The following is a 16,472-nucleotide window of genomic DNA, read 5'->3' on the forward strand; positions in this document are numbered from 1 at the left end:
CAGCTTGGGAGAGAGCGGATATGACGATCCATCACCGCCTGCTGGGCAATGGCGAGCACCCGGTCGTGGTGCTGCACGACTGGTTCGGCACCAGCGCGGGGTGGGGCCCCTTCCTCGACCTGCTCGACGGCTCGGCCTTCAGCTACGCCTTCCTGGACTACCGCGGCTACGGCGACCGGGCCGAGGTCCCCGGCGAGTACACGCTGGCCGAGATCGCCGAGGACGTGCTGGCGCTGGCGGACCAGCTCGGCTGGCCGACCTTCTCCCTGGTGGGCCACTCGATGGGCGGCAAGGCGGCGCAGCGCGTGCTGGCCCAGGCGCCGCACCGGGTGCGCAAGTTGGCCGGAATCGCACCCGTGCCGGCCTCCGCGTTCCCCCTGGAGGGCGACGCGTTCGAGCTGTTCCACGGCGCCGCGGCGCAGCCGGCCAACCGCCGCGCCATCCTCGACATGGTCACCGGTCACCGCGCGGGCGCCGTCTGGCTGGACCGGATGACGACTCAGTCGCTGGCCCTCTCCCGTCCGGAGGCGTTCGCGGCCTACCTGACCGACTGGAGCACCCAGGACTTCGCCGCCAAGATCGACGGCGCCGAGCTCCCGGTGCGGGTCTTCGCCTGCGAGCACGACGAGGCGCTCACCCCCGAGGTGCTGCGCGCCACCTGGCTGCCGCACTACCCGCAGGCCGAACTCACCGTCCTCCCTGCCACCGGCCACTACCCGATGTACGAGACCCCGGTCGCCTTCGCGGCCGCGTTGGAAGCCTTCCTCCGCTAGAGCCGTACCCTTGCCGGGTGGCAGCCATCGACATCCCCACCCCCAAGCTCGCATCCAAGATCAAGAAGCCCGGTCGCGAGGTCCCGCTGGACTTCCCGCGCGCCTGGGTCGAGTTCGCCGACCCCGCCGACGACGAGCAGCTCTTCCGCTGCGACCTGACCTGGCTGACCTCGCGGTGGAACTGCATCTTCGGCCGCGGCTGCCACGGCATCCGCCCGGGCCGCGGTGCCTCCGACGGCTGCTGCACACTCGGCGCGCACTACTCGGACGAGGACGACGAGAAGCGCGTGATCGGCCACGCCGCCCGGCTCACCCGGGAGACCTGGCAGCTCTTCGACGAGGGCACCGACAAGAACGGCAAGCTCGTCGTCGACGGCGGCATCACGATGCTCGACGAGGACGGCGACCGGCAGACCCGCCGGGTCGACGGCGCCTGCGTCTTCCTCAACCGCCCCGGCTTCGCCGGCGGCGAGGGCTGCGCGCTGCACACCCTCGCGCTGGCCGAGGGCAAGGAGCCACTGGAGACCAAGCCGGACGTCTGCTGGCAGCTCCCGGTCCGCCGCACCTACGACTGGATCGACCGCCCCGACGACACCCGCTACCTCCAGGTCACCATCGGCGAGTACGACCGCCGCGGCTGGGGCCCGGGCGGCCACGACCTGCACTGGTGGTGCACCGGCAGTCCGGAGGCGCACGACGGCCCCGACCCGGTGTACGTCAGCTACCGGCCCGAGCTGACCGAGCTGATGGGCGCGGCCGGCTACGCCGTACTGGCCGAGCTGTGCGAGCAGCGGATCGCCACCAAGGGCGACCGCAAGGTCGCGCCGCACCCGGCGGACCCGAAGCCCGCCAAGAAGCCCGCCAAGAAGAAGTAGCCCTACTTGTCGATGTCGCCGACGACGAAGAACATCGACCCGAGGATGGCGACCATGTCGGCGACCAGGGTCCCGGGCAGCAGCTCGGTGAGCGCCTGGATGTTGTTGAAGGACGCCGAGCGGAGCTTGAGCCGCCACGGCGTCTTGTCGCCGCGCGAGACCAGGTAGTAGCCGTTGATCCCCAGCGGGTTCTCGGTCCAGGCGTAGGTCTCGCCCTCGGGTGCCTTGAGCACCTTGGGCAGCCGCAGGTTGACCGGCCCGGCCGGCAGCCCGGCCAGCCGGTCGAGGCAGGCGTCGGCCAGGTCGAGCGAGTTGGCGGTCTGCTCCAGCAGGCACTCGAAGCGGGCCAGGCAGTCGCCCTCCTCGCGGGTCACCACGGTGAGGACGTCGCGCAGCTCCCCGTACGCGAGGTACGGCTCGTCGCGGCGCAGGTCGAAGTCGACGCCCGAGGCGCGCGCGATCGGCCCGCTGATCCCGTAGGCCTGCACGTGCTCGGCCGCGAGCACTCCGACACCGGCGGTCCGGGCCCGGAAGATCTCGTTGCCGAGCACCAGGTTCTCGAAGACCGGCAGCTGCTCGCGCACGGTGGCGACGGCTGCCCGGACGCGGCCGAGCCAGCCGGCCGGCAGGTCCTCCTTGAGTCCGCCGACCCGGTTGAACATGTAGTGCATCCGCCCGCCGCTGGCCTCCTCCAGCACGTGCTGGAGCTCCTCGCGGGAGGTGAAGGCGTGGAAGACGGGGGTGATCCCGCCCAGCTCCAGCGGGTAGGAGCCGAGGAACATCAGGTGGTTGAGCACCCGGTTGAGCTCGGCCAGCAGGGTGCGCACCCAGACCGCCCGCTCGGGGACCTCCATGCCGAGCATCCGCTCGACGGCCAGCACCACGCCCAGCTCGTTGGCGAAGGCGGAGAGCCAGTCGTGCCGGTTGGCCAGCATGATGATCTGCCGGTAGTCCCGGGCCTCGAACAGCTTCTCGGCGCCGCGGTGCATATAGCCGATCACCGGCTCGGCCTGCAGGATGCGCTCGCCGTCCAGCACGAGTTTGAGCCGGAGCACGCCGTGCGTGGACGGGTGCTGCGGGCCGATGTTCAGCACCATGTCGGTGGCGCTCTGCTCCGCCCCCGCACCGATGCCGACCGTGGTCTCCCTGATGCTCATGGGGTCAGAGTCTGCCATCCCGACAGGGCTTGCAAGCTTCTCGGTACCGGCATGCGGACGGCCTGCAGCAGCCAGCCGAATCCGCCCAGGCCGGCGGAGGCGGTCAGCTCGGCGGCCTCACCGGCGGCACCGAGCGCACGGAGGTAGTCGGCGGGGTCGCTCGACGCCAGTGCGAGCGGGGGGCGCGCGCCGTGCACGCCCAGGGCGTGCAGTGCCTCGCGCTGCGTTGTCCACAGGGTGTGGACAACCTGTGCACCACGCACCGCCGCGGAGTCCAGCGCCACATGGGCCGTGAGGTCGCAGCTGCCGTCCGGGACCGGCGGCACCTCCCGGCCGGCCCGGAACCCGGTCAGCGACCCGAAGATCGGCCGGTCCGACGTCCGGTGCGCGTAGTCCACCGCCACCGCCAGGCCGCGGTCCAGCGCGGCCACCGCGGCGGCCCAGGCCGCGTCGCGCGGGCCGCCGAGCTCCACCCGGGGCGCGTCGGCGGGCCACCAGCGGGCGGCCCAGTCGGCGTCCTCGGCGCTCAGCGGCGGGCCCAGGCGCTCCTGGCCCGTCGTCGACACCTCGACGTAGCGCAGCCGCCCGGCCTCGTCGGGCTCGGCGACGTCCAGCGGCACGTTGTCCAGCCACTCGTTGGCGAACAGCAGCCCGACCGCCCCGCGCGGCGGCGCGGTGGTCCACCGCACGCCGTCCGGCAGCCCGTCCGGCCGGGCGGCCAGCTCGACCCCGTACGCGCGCAGCCGCCCGGGCAGCAGGCCCGCCAGCGCGGACACCAGCTCGCCGCGCCCGGCCCCGACGTCGATCAGGGCGATCTCCTGCGGGTGGCCGAGCGCCTCGTCCACCTCGAGCAGTAGCCGGCCGACCGCCTCCCCGTACTGGCGCGAGGCGTGCACCGAGGTGCGGAAGTGCCCCGCCGGGCCCTCCGGCCTGCGGTAGAAACCGTCCTGCGCCCCGTACAGGGCCTGCTCCATGGCTTCTCGCCACCGCATCCAGCTCATGCCCGCGACGCTACCGGGCTCCGACCTGCGGACGAGGCCAGGATCGCTCTCCCGGCGGACGGGAAGTGGCCTCATCACTGCCTAGGCTGGTCTGGTGCATCGACTCAACGCCTGGCTTCGCGGACACCCGCTGGTGGTCGATGGCGCCTGGGCGCTCGTCGTGCTCTGCCTGACGGCGCTGTCGACCCTCGGCGACTCCGGCCTGCGGATGGTGGCCTACGTCGCCATCTCGCTCGCGCTCGGCGTCCTGATGGTGGTCCGCCGGCGCTGGACCGACCTGACCGTGGTCGCCGCGCTGGTGATCGGCCTCGGCCAGATCCTGCTGAACGTGTCTCCGAACACCTCCTCCATCGCCTACCTGGTCTTCGTCTACACCGCCGCCGCCTTCGGCTCGCAGTGGATCTCCCGGTTGGCGCTGGTCAGCGGCCTGGTGGCCGGACCGCTCACCTACCTGAGGTTCCAGGCCGACGTCAACGACCCGCACAACAGCACGACCAAGGCCGTCTTCTACGCCACCCTGCTCTCCACCCCGTTCATCCTGTGCTGGGCATGGGGCCGGCTGACCCGGGTCCGCCGGGCCTACCTGGTCGAGCTGGAGGACCGGGCCGCCCGGCTGGAGCGCGAGCGGGACGCCCAGGCGCAGGTGGCGGTGGCCGCCGAGCGGGCCCGGATCGCCCGCGAGCTGCACGACGTGGTCGCGCACAACGTCTCCGTCATGATCGTCCAGGCCGACGGCGCCGCGTACGTGCTGGACAACTCGCCGCAGCAGGCCAAGGAGGCGCTCGGCACGATCGCCTCCACCGGCCGCCAGGCGCTGGTGGAGATGCGCCGGCTGCTGGGCGTGCTGCGCACCTCCGACGCGGCCGGCGAGTACGTGCCGCAGCCCAGCGTCGAGGAGCTGCCCGAGCTGCTCGACCAGGTCCGCACGGCCGGGCTGCCGGTCGAGTTCTCCAGCACCGGCGTGGCCCGCGAGCTGCCGCGCGGCGTCGAGCTGACGGTCTACCGGATCGTCCAGGAGGCGCTCACCAACGTCCGCAAGCACGGCGGCCCGGGGGCCAGCGCCCGGGTCGCGGTGGACTTCGGCGACCGCAACCTCAATGTGCTGATCGAGGACGACGGCCGCGGGGCGACCGACGAGAAGCTAGCCCACGGCGGAGCCGACGGACTCGGCCATGGTCTGATCGGCATGCGCGAGCGGATCGGCATGGTCAGCGGCAGCCTGGACGCCGGCCCGCGCCCCGGCGGCGGCTTCCGGATCCGCGCCGTCCTTCCCCTGAAAACCGGCAAATAGGAGAAACATGACCATCCGCGTGATGCTCGTCGACGACCAGGAACTGCTGCGCACGGGCTTCCGGATGGTCCTCCAGTCACAGGGCGACATCGAGATCACCGCCGAGGCGGGCGACGGCGCCCAGGCCCTGGAGGTGCTCAGGCACACGCAGGTGGACGTGATCCTGATGGACGTCCGGATGCCCCGGCTGGACGGCGTGCAGGCCACCCGGCGGATCTGCCTGGCCGCCGACGGCAGCCCGCTGCCGGACGCCCCGCACGTGCTGATCCTGACCACCTTCGACCTGGACGAGTACGCCTTCGCCGCGCTCAAGGCCGGCGCCAGCGGCTTCCTGCTCAAGGACGTCCCGCCGACCGAGCTGGTGGCCGCGATCCGCTCGGTCCACGGCGGCGACGCGGTGGTCGCCCCGACCACCACCCGCCGCATGATCGACCGATTCGCCGAGGTACTCCCGCTCCCCCGCGGCGCGGGCACCCCGGCCGTCCTCGACCCGCTGACCGAGCGCGAGCGCGAGGTCTTCCTGCTCGTCGCCCAGGGCCTGTCGAACGCCGAGATCGCCGCCGAGCTGACCCTCTCCGAAGCCACCGTGAAGACCCACGTCGGCCGCATCCTGGCCAAACTCCGGCTGCGCGACCGGGTGCAGGCCGTGGTGCTGGCGTACGAGGCCGGGCTGGTCAGGGCGGGCAGCTCGGACTGAGCCGTAGGATGGTGCGGTACGTCTGGTACCCGTAGAGGACTGGAACGCAGCCGTGAACTCGCTCGACCCGTTCGACGCCGCTCCCGAGGATCCGGCCGCCCGACCGGCCCGACTCGCCGTCGGTGTGGTGGGCACCGGCCGGGTCGGACCGGCGCTGGGCGCCGCACTGCAACTGGCCGGCCACCAGGTGGTGGCCGCCTCCGGCGTCTCCACGAGCTCCCTGCGCCGGGCCGAGGCCCTGCTGCCGGGCGTCCGCCTGGTGACGCCCCCGCAGGTGCTGGCCGCCGCCGACCTGGTGCTGCTGACCGTCCCGGACGACGCGCTGCCCGCGCTGGTCGCCGGGCTGGCCGCCACCGGCTCGGTCCGCCCCGGGCAGATCATCGTGCACACCTCCGGCGCGGTCGGCGTGTCGGTGCTGGAGCCCGCCACCCGGGCCGGCGCGCTGCCGCTGGCGCTGCACCCCGCGATGACCTTCACCGGCACCTCGGTGGACGTGGCCCGGCTGGCCGGCTGCCCGTTCGGGGTGACCGCCCCCGACGAGCTGCGCCCGGTCGCCGAGGCCCTGGTGGTGGAGATGGGCGGCGACCCGGAGTGGGTGCCCGAGGAGGTCCGCCCGCTCTACCACACCGCCCTCGCGCACGGCGCGAACCACCTGGTCACGCTGGTCGCGCAGGCCCTGGAGCTGCTGCGGACGGCCGGGGTGGCCGAGCCCGGCCGGCTGCTCGGCCCGCTGCTCGGCGCCGCGCTCGACAACAGCCTGCGCTCCGGCGACGCCGCGCTGACCGGCCCGGTCGCCCGCGGTGACGTGGGGACGGTGCGCCGTCACCTGGAGCAGCTCAGTACGGTGTCCCCGGACATCCCCGCCGCGTACCGGGCGATGGCCCGGGCCACCGCACAGCGGGCGGTGGCCAGCGGGACGCTGAACGAAGAGTCTGCGGCAGCGCTGCTGGACGTACTCAACGAGGAGATTCACTGATGGCACGACCGAAGCCGGCCGCCAAGGCGTCCACGCACCGCAAGACCGCCCTGACCCACACCATCGCCGACTTCGAGCCCGCCTTCTGGCCGGACGAGCAGCCGGTGGACAACGCCGTGGTGATGACCATGGGCGCGCTGCACGAGGGCCACGCCGCGCTGATCCGGGCCGCCCGCAAGGAGGTCGGCGCGGACGGCCGGGTGGCGGTGACGGTCTTCGTCAACCCGCTGCAGTTCGGCGCCGGCGAGGACCTTGACCGCTACCCGCGCACGCTGGCCGCCGACGTCCGACTCGCCGAGGAGGCCGGCGCGGACGTGGTCTTCGCCCCGCTGCCCGAGGAGGTCTACCCGAACGGCGACCCGCAGGTGCGGATCTCCGCGGGCCCGATGGGCGAGCGCTTCGAGGGGGCCACCCGCCCCGGCCACTTCGACGGCATGCTGACCGTGGTGGCCAAGATGCTGCACATCACCGACCCGGACTTCGCCTTCTTCGGCGAGAAGGACGCCCAGCAGCTGGCGATCGTCCAGCGGATGGTGGCCGACCTCGACTTCGACGTGGAGGTGATCGGCGTCCCGACCGTCCGTGAGGCGGACGGCCTGGCGCTCTCCTCGCGCAACCGCTTCCTCTCCGAGGACGAGCGCGCCCAGGCGCTCGCCCTCTCCCGCGCGCTGTTCGCCGGCCGCGACGTCGCCGCGAAGGGACCGCAGGCCGTCCGCGAGGCCGCCGCGGCCGCCCTGGCCGACGCCGACGGCGTCACCCTCGACTACCTCGCCCTGATCGACCCCGACGACTTCACCGAGGCGCCGGACGACTTCCAGGGCGAGGCCGTGCTGGCCGTCGCCGCCAAGGTGGGCTCCACCCGCCTGATCGACAACGTCCGCATGATCGTCCGCTAGACCCCCCTCGCAGGCATGCACTCACCTCAGGAGGCGTGACCAAGTGCTCCGCACCATGCTCAAGTCCAAGATCCACCGTGCCACCGTCACCCAGGCCGACCTGCACTACGTCGGCTCGGTCACCGTCGACCAGGACCTGCTCGACGCCGCGGACCTGCTCCCCGGCGAGCTGGTCCACATCGTCGACATCAACAACGGCGCCCGGCTGGAGACCTACACCATCGCCGGCCCCCGCGGCACCGGCGTGATCGGCATCAACGGCGCGGCCGCCCGCCTGGTCCACCCGGGCGACCTGGTGATACTCATCGCCTACGGGCAGATGGACACGGCGGAGGCGAAGTCCTACCAGCCGAAGGTGGTCTTCGTGGACGCCGACAACAAGATCACCGGCACCGGTGCGGACCCGGCAGAGGCCCTGCCGGGGACGGACACCCTGCGCGGCGACGCCGTGCACGCCCTCTAGAGATGGACCGGAGCACCACCATGCCAGTGACCCACCGCCTCACCGCCCCCGCGCCGGGCTGGACCGCCACCACCGACGTGGTCGTGGTCGGCTCCGGCGTGGCCGGGCTGACCGTCGCGCTGGGCGTCCGCAAGGCCGGCCTGCGGGTGACGGTGGTCACCAAGGCCATGCTGGACGACGGCTCCACCCGCTGGGCCCAGGGCGGCATCGCGGCCGCCCTGGGCGAGGGGGACACCCCCGAGCAGCACCTGGACGACACCCTGGTCGCGGGCGCCGGGCTCTGCGACGAGGAGGCCGTCGGCGTCCTGGTCACCGAGGGCCCGGAAGCCGTGCGTCATCTGATCGCCACCGGTGCCGCCTTCGACCAGGACGCCGACGGCGAGATCCTGCTCACCCGCGAGGGCGGCCACCATCGCCGCCGGATCGCGCACGCGGGCGGCGACGCGACCGGCGCCGAGATATCGCGCGCCCTGGTCGCCGCCGTGCGCAGCGACCCCGGCCTCGAACTGATCGAGCACGCGCTCGTCCTCGACCTGCTGACCGACGCCGACGGCCACGCGGCCGGCCTCACCCTGCACGTGATGGGCGAGGGCCAGCGCGACGGCGTCGGCGCGATCCGGGCCCGCGCCGTGGTGCTGGCCACCGGCGGGATGGGCCAGGTCTTCTCCGCCACCACCAACCCGGCGGTCTCCACCGGCGACGGTGTGGCACTGGCGCTGCGCGCCGGGGCCGCTGTGACCGACCTGGAGTTCGTCCAGTTCCACCCCACCGTGATGTGGCTGGGCCCGGAGGCCGAGGGCCAGCAGCCGCTGGTCTCCGAGGCCGTCCGCGGCGAGGGCGCCTACCTGGTGGACGCCGCCGGCACCCGGTTCATGGTCGGGCAGCACGAGCTCAACGAGCTGGCGCCGCGGGACATCGTCGCCAAGGCGATCACCCGGCAGATGCAGGCCCAGGGCGCCGAGCACATGTACCTGGACGGACGGCACTTCGGCGCCACGATGTGGCAGGAGCGCTTCCCCACCATCCTGGCCTCCTGCCGCGCGCACGGCATCGACCCGATCAACGGGCTGATCCCGATCTCCCCCGCCGCGCACCACGCCTCCGGCGGCGTCCGCACCGACCTGCGCGGGCGGACCACCGTCCCGGGCCTGTACGCCTGCGGCGAGGTGGCCTGCACCGGGGTGCACGGCGCCAACCGGCTGGCCTCCAACTCGCTGCTCGAAGGCCTGGTCTTCGCCGAGCGGATCGCCGCCGACCTGACCGGGCGGTACGCGGCCGGCGACCTGCCGGAGCGCTCGGTGGACGTCCCCGCCGCCCGCGCCGCGCGGACCGTCCCGCTGCCCGCGCCCGAGGCCCGGGCCGAGATCCAGCGGCTGATGAGCTCCGGCGCGGGCGTGCTGCGCTCGGCCGCCGGCATGGCCGCCACCGCCGACGGGCTGGCCGCACTGGGCCGGGCCGCCGCCGCGCAGGTCGCCGAGGAGAAGCCCGCCGACCCGCGGGTGGAGACCTGGGAGGCCGCCAACCTGCATCTGGTCGCCACCGCCCTGGTGGCCGCCGCCGCTCAGCGCGCCGAGACCCGCGGCTGCCACTGGCGCGAGGACTTCCCCGAGCGGGACGACGAGCACTGGCAGCGCCACCTGATCACCACCCTGGACGCCGTGTCCGGCGACCCCATCAGTACTCCTGAGGAGCGGTAAGCATGTCCGACCATCACGCCGAGCACACCCACGAGGAACTCCCGCTGGCCGAGCAGGACGGCTGCGGCGACGGCTGCGCCTGCGGGGACGGCGAGGGCTACGAGACCGGTCTCGACCCGGCGCTCGCCGAGCTGCTGGAGGCGGCCGGCCTGGACCCGGTCGAGGTCGAGGACATCGCCACACTGGCGCTGGCCGAGGACCTGGCCGGCGGCGAGGACGTCACCTCGATCGCCACCGTGCCGGCCGACGCCGTCGCCACCGCCGACTTCACCGCCCGTGAGGCGGGCGTGGTGGCCGGTCTGCGGATCGCCGAGGCCGTGGTCTCGCTGATCTGCGAGGAGGAGTTCGAGGTCGAGCGGCACGTCGAGGACGGCGACCAGGTCGAGGCCGGCCAGGTGCTGCTCTCGGTGCGCAGCCGCACCCGCGACCTGCTGACCGCCGAGCGCAGCGCGCTCAACCTGCTCTGCCACCTCTCCGGCATCGCCACCGCCACCCGGCAGTGGGCCGACGTGCTGGAGGGCACCGGCGCGGTGGTCCGCGACACCCGCAAGACCCACCCGGGCCTGCGGGCGCTGCAGAAGTACGCGGTGCGGGCCGGCGGCGGCATGAACCACCGGATGGCGCTCTCCGACGCGGCGCTGATCAAGGACAACCACGTGGTCGCCGCGGGCGGCGTGGCGCAGGCCTTCCTGGCCGTCCGGGCCGCCTACCCCGAGCTGCCGGTGGAGGTCGAGGTCGACGCTCTGGAGCAGATCCCGCCGGTGCTGGAGGCCGGGGCGGACCTGATCCTGCTCGACAACTTCAGCATCCCCGAGCTCAAGGACGCGGTGCAGCTGGTGGCCGGCCGGGCCCGGCTGGAAGCTTCCGGTGGTCTGACCCTGGCCACCGCGCGCGCGGTGGCCGAGACTGGTGTCGACTACCTGGCCGTCGGAGCACTCACCCACTCCTCGCCGATCCTGGACATCGGCCTGGACTTGCGCGCGTAACTCCTCCACCCCATACGGAAAGCGGCTCATGCTCCTCACCATCGACGTCGGCAACACCCAGACCACGCTCGGCCTGTTCGACGGTGAGGAGATCGTCGAGCACTGGCGGATCTCCACCGACCCGCGTCGGACGGCGGACGAACTGGCCGTGCTGCTGCAGGGGCTGATGGGCTCTCATCCGCTGGCCGCCGAGGAGCAGGTCGAGGGTCTGTCGATCTGCTCCTCGGTGCCCGCGGTGCTGCACGAACTGCGCGAGGTGGCCCGCCGCTACTACGGCGACGTGCCCGCGGTGATCGTGGAGCCCGGGGTGAAGACCGGGGTGCACGTCCTGATGGACCACCCCAAGGAGGTCGGCGCCGACCGCATCGTCAACGCGCTGGCCGCAAACCACCTGTACGGGGGACCGTGCATCGTGGTCGACTTCGGCACCGCGACCACCTTCGACGCGATCAACGAGCGCGGCGACTACATCGGCGGCGCGATCGCCCCGGGCATCGAGATCTCGGTCGAGGCCCTCGGTGTCCGCGGCGCCCAGCTGCGCAAGATCGAGCTGACCCGGCCGCGCAACGTGATCGGCAAGAACACCGTCGAGGGCATGCAGTCCGGCATCCTCTACGGCTTCGCCGGCCAGGTGGACGGGCTGGTGGCCCGGATGTCCAAGGAGCTGGCCAAGGACCCGGAGGATGTCCAGGTGATCGCCACCGGCGGCCTGGCGCCGCTGGTGCTCGGCGAGGCCGAGGCGATCGACGTGCACGAGCCCTGGCTCACCCTGATCGGCCTGCGACTGGTCTACGAGCGCAACAAGCCCAGCTGACCCAATCGGGGTGGCGCGACGCGGGGTTACCGACAAATCGGATATTCCTCCCGTAGGGTCATTTTATGCCTACGCCACATGGGTCCCGCGGCGGCATGGCCTTCAGCGCCGACGAAGTGCGCGTGCTGCGCCGTGCCCTCGCCCAAGCCCTCCACCCCGCTGTCCCCGCCCAACTGACGCTCAGTACGAGCGGCGCCGACCTCTGGGCGGAGGACGTCCAGGAGGCACTACGGCTGGCCGAGGCGATCGACGAGGCCGCCCAGGAAGGCGGCCGGCTGCGGAGCTTCCTGCTGGACGAGCTGTCCCGCTACCGCTCCGCACTGCCGGGCAGCGCCCGGGGGTATCTGGAACGGCTGGAGGAGGCCGTCACCGACGGGTACCTGCCCAGTCCTGACGACCTGTCGGCGCTGCGCTCGCTGTCCCGGCTGCCCTGCGGCCCGGTCGAGCGCTCGCGCCGCTCGCGGCTGGCCGGCCGCTGCCACACGCTGGCCGAGGCCGCCGTCCGGGAGCGGCTGGCGCTCAGCACCGGCTTCCCGCACCCCGCCGTCGCGCCCGCTGCCGCGCCCCGCCATCTCGCCGCCGTGCCCAGCCCGACGCCGGCACCCTGCTACCTGTCCGCACTCGCCGCCGTCGCACCGAGCAGCCCCACCGAACGAGCTGGAGGACCGATTCCGATGAGCAGCCCCACCGACCCCGCAGCCACTGCCGTGCCGGCCGACCCCGCCCACCGCACCCAGCGCGTCCCCACCCCGTCCGAGCTCTTCGCCCGCCGCCCCAAGCCCGCGCCCCACCCCACCGCGCACCCCAGCGCGCACACCACCGGCCGCCCGCCCGTCCGGCAGACCGAAGAGCTCGCCACCGGCACCGGCTGACCGGCCGCTTCCGCACTGCCCCGCCATCACCGATATCCGGTGGCGGGGCAGTGCCGTGCGGTCGCTACCCTGGTGAGGTGAGCGATCAGAACAGCCTCCCCGCGACCGACGACCTTCCCGAGCAGATGCGCGTCCGGCGCGAGAAGCTGGACCGGCTCCGCGCGGCCGGGGTCGACCCGTACCCCGTCGGCTTCCCCCGCACCACCTCGATCGCCGACCTCCGCGCCAAGCACCCCGACCTGGAGCCGGACACCGCGACCGGCGAGCGGGCCGGCGTCACCGGCCGGGTGATCCTCGCGCGCACCGGCGGCAAGCTCTGCTTCGCGACCCTGCGCGACGGCTCCGGCGACCTCCAGGTGATGTTCTCCCTGGACAAGCTCGGCCCCGAGCGGCTGGCCGACTGGAAGACCGACATCGACCTCGGCGACCAGGTGGGCGTCGAGGGCGAGGTGATCACCTCCAAGCGCGGTGAGCTGAGCATCATGGTGGACAGCTGGGCGCTGACCGCCAAGTGCCTGCGCCCGCTGCCCGACAAGCACAAGGGCCTGACCGACCCGGAGGCCCGGGTCCGCCAGCGCTACGTGGACCTGATCGTCAACCCCGAGGCCCGGGAGATGCTGCGGCTGCGCAGCGCGGTGGTCCGCTCGATCCGCAACACCTACGAGGAGCGCGGCTACCTCGAGGTCGAGACGCCGATGCTGCAGCCGATCCACGGCGGGGCCAACGCCCGTCCGTTCATGACGCACATCAACGCGTACGGCATCGACCTGTACCTGCGGATCGCCACCGAGCTCTACCTCAAGCGGCTGGTGGTCGGCGGCGCCGAGAAGGTCTTCGAGATCAACCGGAACTTCCGCAACGAGGGCGCCGACGCGACCCACAACCCGGAGTTCACCGCGCTGGAGTCGTACGAGGCCTACGGCGACTACGACACCCAGGCCGAGCTGATCCGCGCGATCATCATCAACGCGGCCCGGGACGCGCTGGGCACCACGGTGGTCCGCGGCACCGACCCGCACGGTGTCGAGCACGAGATCGACCTGGCCGAGCCGTGGGACGAGATCAGCGTCTACCCCGGCATCTCCGCCCGGCTGGGCACCGAGGTCACCCCCGAGAGCACCGTCGAGGAGCTGCGCAAGCTCGCCGACGCGGCCGGCGTCCCGTACGAGAAGGAGTGGGGCCACGGGCAGATCATCCTGGAGATGATCGAGCGCCTGCTGGAGGAGAACGCCGTCCGGCCGACCTTCATCAAGGACTACCCGACCGAGGTCTCCCCGCTGACCCGCCAGCACCGCTCGATCCCGGGCGTGGCTGAGAAGTGGGACCTGGTGATCTTCGGGACGGAGATCGGTACCGCCTACTCCGAGCTGATCGACCCGGTCGAGCAGCGCGCCCGGCTCACCGCGCAGTCGCTGCTGGCGGCCGGCGGCGACGTCGAGGCGATGCAGGTGGACGAGGACTTCCTGCGGGCGCTGGAGTACGCGATGCCGCCCACCGGTGGCCTCGGGCTCGGCGTCGACCGCCTGATCATGCTGCTCACCGGCAAGAACATCCGCGAGACGGTGCTCTTCCCGCTGGTCCGCCCGGACCACGCGCGGCCGGAGCCCAAGGGGAGCAAGGCCACCGCGGCCGACGAGAAGACCGAGGGAGAGTGACCTGATGCAGTATGTCAGCGCGATTGTGCCGCCACTGGTGATGGCGATCGGTTTCGGTTTTCTGGTGCGGGCGATCATCCGCACCCAGGGCGGGGACCAGAAGGGCAAGGAGGACGCCGCCGCCGACGCACTGGCGTCCACCGCTCCCGCGCCCCGCACGGCGGAATAGCTCCCGCTTCTTCACCGCGGCTTCTTCACCGCAGGCCGTCGTCCTTCATCGGGCGGCGGCCTGCGGCGCGCCGCGACGACGGCAGTTCGTGCGTTTTGTCCGATAGTTTCCCTAGGGTTGCCCCATGGTGCGGCCGCTCGGTGAACTGGAGAACGCCATCATGACCCGGGTGTGGGAGTGGAACCGCCCGGTCACCGTTCGCGAGGTTCTGCTCGATCTGCGCGAGGAACGGGATATCGCCTACACCACGGCGATGACCGTGCTCGACAAGCTCTACAGAAAGGGCTGGCTGCGCAGGGAACGCGCGGGCCGCGCCTATCGATATGAGCCGGTCTCCTCGCGCGAGGCGTACACCGCCGCGCTGATGAACGAGGCCTGGGCCACCAGCGACAATCCGGCGGCGGCCCTGGTGCACTTCTTCGGGCTGATGTCGCCCGAGCAGCGCGAGGCACTGCGGGACGCGCTGCGGGTGGCCGGACCGGACGCCACCGGGGAGACCGGCGAGCAGCCGACGCGATAACGTCCCGCCCATGGAGGTCACCATCCGCCGGGCGCGGACCAACGATGTCAGGACCGTGCGACGGCTCATCGACGCTTACTCGCAGGACGGCATTCTGCTCGACAAGCCCACCGTCACCCTGTTCGAATCCGTCCAGGAGTTCTGGGTCGCCGAACGGCTGGACAACGGCGAAGTGGTCGCCTGCGGCGCGTTGCACGTGATGTGGCATGACCTCGCCGAGGTGCGCACACTCGCGGTGGATCCGATCTGCCGAGGTCACGGTGTCGGACATCGGCTACTTGAACAGTTGCTGGAGACCGCGCGGTGGCTCGGTGTACGTCGGATTTTCTGCTTGACGTTCGAGGTGGCGTTCTTCGCGAAACACGGCTTCGTCGAGATCGGTGAAACCGATGATGGTACGACAGACCCGGCTGTCATCGCTACGGAAGTGTATGAAGAACTCCTGCACTCGTACGACGAAGGAGTCGCCGAGTTCCTCGGCCTGGAGCGAGTGAAGCCCAACACCCTGGGCAACTCGCGCATGCTACTGCATCTCTGAAGCGACGTCCGGGGGACTTGCCAGAGCGCTTGCCGGTCACGGCCCGAACAGTCCGGGGTTTGTGTTTTTCGAGAAAAGGCGGTTTCCTTTCCCTAAGGCATTGGGTCGTTAAGCGGAAAGGGAAGCCCGTGGCACAGAGGGTGCAGGTCATTCTTGAAGACGATCTCGACGGCGGTTCGGCGGACGAGACGGTGACGTTCGCCCTCGACGGCGTTGCCTACGAGATCGACCTCACGTCCGCCAACGCGGACAAACTGCGCAGCCTGTTGGCTCCGTATGTCGACAAGGGCCGCAAGCAGAGCGGTCGGCTCACCAGCGTTCGCCGGGCCGGCAGCCGCGGCACTGCGCGTCCGGCCGCCGGCAGCGCGGACACCGCCAAGATCCGCACGTGGGCGAAGGACAACGGATTCTCGGTCAACGACCGCGGCCGCGTCCCCAGCAATGTGCGTGAGGCGTACGAGGCGGCCAACGCCTCCTGAGGCGGCCGCGCCTCAGCGGGCCGGCGGCAGGCCGAGCCGGTCCCGGGCACAGGCCTCGGCCAGCCCGTCCAGCAGCCGCAGCAGACCCGGCGAGGCCAGGTCCAGACCGAGCGGCGGCCCGGCGGCCGCCCGGGCGCGTACCCAGCGGACGCTTCGCAGCGAGTGCCCGCCGGTCACGGGGCGCGGAGGATCATCCTCCGCGCCCCGCGGCCGTGGCACCTTCGCGCCGCCGGGCGGACGGCCGGTCGCCCGCAGGTCCAGGCCCAGCTCCGGCCCCCAGCCGAGCCAGCACAGCAGGCCGGGCACCAGCTCGGCGGTGCCCACCGCCAGGAGGTAGAGCGAGCGCTGGGCGCCCTGCGGGTCGGTGGCCCGCAGCACCGGCCCGGTCGGCCGGCCGAGCCGCTCCAGTCGGGCCAGTGCGGCCCTTCCGGCCCGGGCCGGGAGTTCGAGCCGATCCGAGTCCAGCAGTGCCGCACTCGGCCCGTCCGGCGCCTCCTGGCGAGCCTCCCCGGTGCGGCCTGCCGTGCCTTCGGGCCCGGGTCCGGCCGGCTGGGCTCCGGCGGACTGGGGCGGGGACGGCGGGGCACTCACGACCTGTGCAACGCTGGAGCTG

The 16,472-nt window shown here is 72.4% G+C and carries 18 protein-coding genes and 1 pseudogene; 16 read left to right on the forward strand and 3 right to left on the reverse strand.

Annotated elements, in window-relative coordinates:
* Positions 1 to 20: 20 nt before the first annotated feature.
* Both P3T34_RS17060 and P3T34_RS17065 read left to right on the forward strand, forming a co-directional pair.
* Positions 21 to 773, forward strand: coding sequence for an alpha/beta hydrolase (locus P3T34_RS17060; protein WP_280666880.1), 753 nt, complete (start codon positions 21 to 23; stop codon positions 771 to 773).
* A 26-nt stretch (positions 774 to 799) separates the two neighbouring features.
* On the forward strand, positions 800 to 1,648 hold the full coding sequence (locus tag P3T34_RS17065; protein ID WP_280672171.1) for a hypothetical protein: 849 nt from the start codon (positions 800 to 802) through the stop codon (positions 1,646 to 1,648).
* Positions 1,649 to 1,650: 2 nt separating this feature from the next.
* Here the strand turns inward: P3T34_RS17065 and P3T34_RS17070 are convergent, their stop codons facing one another.
* Both P3T34_RS17070 and P3T34_RS17075 read right to left on the reverse strand, forming a co-directional pair.
* Positions 1,651 to 2,799, reverse strand: coding sequence for an NADH-quinone oxidoreductase subunit D (locus P3T34_RS17070; protein WP_280672173.1), 1,149 nt, complete (start codon positions 2,797 to 2,799; stop codon positions 1,651 to 1,653).
* A gap of 2 nt (positions 2,800 to 2,801) precedes the next feature.
* On the reverse strand, positions 2,802 to 3,806 hold the full coding sequence (locus tag P3T34_RS17075) for an SAM-dependent methyltransferase (RefSeq protein WP_280666881.1): 1,005 nt from the start codon (positions 3,804 to 3,806) through the stop codon (positions 2,802 to 2,804).
* Between the two features lie 94 nt (positions 3,807 to 3,900).
* Between P3T34_RS17075 and P3T34_RS17080 the strand changes: the two genes are divergently transcribed.
* From P3T34_RS17080 to P3T34_RS17145, 14 genes and pseudogenes are all read left to right on the forward strand, one after another.
* Positions 3,901 to 5,097 carry a sensor histidine kinase gene (locus P3T34_RS17080; RefSeq protein WP_280666882.1) on the forward strand — a complete coding sequence of 399 codons (1,197 nt, stop codon included), beginning with the start codon at positions 3,901 to 3,903 and terminating at the stop codon, positions 5,095 to 5,097.
* Positions 5,098 to 5,104: 7 nt separating this feature from the next.
* Positions 5,105 to 5,794, forward strand: coding sequence for a response regulator transcription factor (locus P3T34_RS17085; RefSeq protein ID WP_280666883.1), 690 nt, complete (start codon positions 5,105 to 5,107; stop codon positions 5,792 to 5,794).
* Positions 5,795 to 5,846: 52 nt separating this feature from the next.
* On the forward strand, positions 5,847 to 6,770 hold the full coding sequence (locus P3T34_RS17090) for a DUF2520 domain-containing protein (RefSeq protein WP_280666884.1): 924 nt from the start codon (positions 5,847 to 5,849) through the stop codon (positions 6,768 to 6,770).
* Entirely contained in the window at positions 6,770 to 7,666 is an 897-nt protein-coding gene (gene panC, locus P3T34_RS17095) for a pantoate--beta-alanine ligase (RefSeq protein WP_280666885.1), read from the forward strand. The genes P3T34_RS17090 and panC overlap by 1 nt, the downstream gene beginning before the upstream one ends.
* 43 nt (positions 7,667 to 7,709) lie before the next feature.
* Complete coding sequence (gene panD / locus P3T34_RS17100) at positions 7,710 to 8,129, forward strand: aspartate 1-decarboxylase (protein ID WP_280666886.1); 420 nt, start codon at positions 7,710 to 7,712, stop codon at positions 8,127 to 8,129.
* Between the two features lie 20 nt (positions 8,130 to 8,149).
* Complete coding sequence (locus P3T34_RS17105) at positions 8,150 to 9,826, forward strand: L-aspartate oxidase (RefSeq protein WP_280666887.1); 1,677 nt, start codon at positions 8,150 to 8,152, stop codon at positions 9,824 to 9,826.
* Between the two features lie 2 nt (positions 9,827 to 9,828).
* Positions 9,829 to 10,812 carry a carboxylating nicotinate-nucleotide diphosphorylase gene (gene nadC / locus P3T34_RS17110; RefSeq protein WP_280666888.1) on the forward strand — a complete coding sequence of 328 codons (984 nt, stop codon included), beginning with the start codon at positions 9,829 to 9,831 and terminating at the stop codon, positions 10,810 to 10,812.
* A 28-nt stretch (positions 10,813 to 10,840) separates the two neighbouring features.
* A complete protein-coding gene (locus P3T34_RS17115) occupies positions 10,841 to 11,626 on the forward strand; it encodes a type III pantothenate kinase (RefSeq protein WP_280666889.1) in 786 nt (261 codons plus the stop codon).
* Between the two features lie 65 nt (positions 11,627 to 11,691).
* Positions 11,692 to 12,498 (forward strand): hypothetical protein, encoded by an 807-nt coding sequence (locus P3T34_RS17120; protein WP_280666890.1) that lies wholly within the window; start codon positions 11,692 to 11,694, stop codon positions 12,496 to 12,498.
* A gap of 89 nt (positions 12,499 to 12,587) precedes the next feature.
* Positions 12,588 to 14,153 (forward strand): annotated as a pseudogene (lysX, locus tag P3T34_RS17125) (bifunctional lysylphosphatidylglycerol synthetase/lysine--tRNA ligase LysX); the annotation flags it as partial.
* Positions 14,154 to 14,157: 4 nt separating this feature from the next.
* Positions 14,158 to 14,322 carry a hypothetical protein gene (locus tag P3T34_RS17130; RefSeq protein WP_280666892.1) on the forward strand — a complete coding sequence of 55 codons (165 nt, stop codon included), beginning with the start codon at positions 14,158 to 14,160 and terminating at the stop codon, positions 14,320 to 14,322.
* 124 nt (positions 14,323 to 14,446) lie between these two features.
* Complete coding sequence (locus P3T34_RS17135) at positions 14,447 to 14,842, forward strand: BlaI/MecI/CopY family transcriptional regulator (RefSeq protein WP_280666893.1); 396 nt, start codon at positions 14,447 to 14,449, stop codon at positions 14,840 to 14,842.
* Positions 14,843 to 14,852: 10 nt separating this feature from the next.
* Positions 14,853 to 15,380 carry an amino-acid N-acetyltransferase gene (locus P3T34_RS17140; RefSeq protein ID WP_280666894.1) on the forward strand — a complete coding sequence of 176 codons (528 nt, stop codon included), beginning with the start codon at positions 14,853 to 14,855 and terminating at the stop codon, positions 15,378 to 15,380.
* A 128-nt stretch (positions 15,381 to 15,508) separates the two neighbouring features.
* Complete coding sequence (locus P3T34_RS17145) at positions 15,509 to 15,859, forward strand: Lsr2 family protein (RefSeq protein ID WP_280666895.1); 351 nt, start codon at positions 15,509 to 15,511, stop codon at positions 15,857 to 15,859.
* Between the two features lie 12 nt (positions 15,860 to 15,871).
* Here P3T34_RS17145 and P3T34_RS17150 read toward each other — a convergent pair whose 3' ends face one another.
* Positions 15,872 to 16,450 (reverse strand): hypothetical protein, encoded by a 579-nt coding sequence (locus P3T34_RS17150; protein WP_280666896.1) that lies wholly within the window; start codon positions 16,448 to 16,450, stop codon positions 15,872 to 15,874.
* Between the last annotated feature and the right edge of the window lie 22 nt (positions 16,451 to 16,472).

It is taken from the genome of Kitasatospora sp. MAP12-44 (assembly GCF_029892095.1).
GTDB lineage: Bacteria > Actinomycetota > Actinomycetes > Streptomycetales > Streptomycetaceae > Kitasatospora.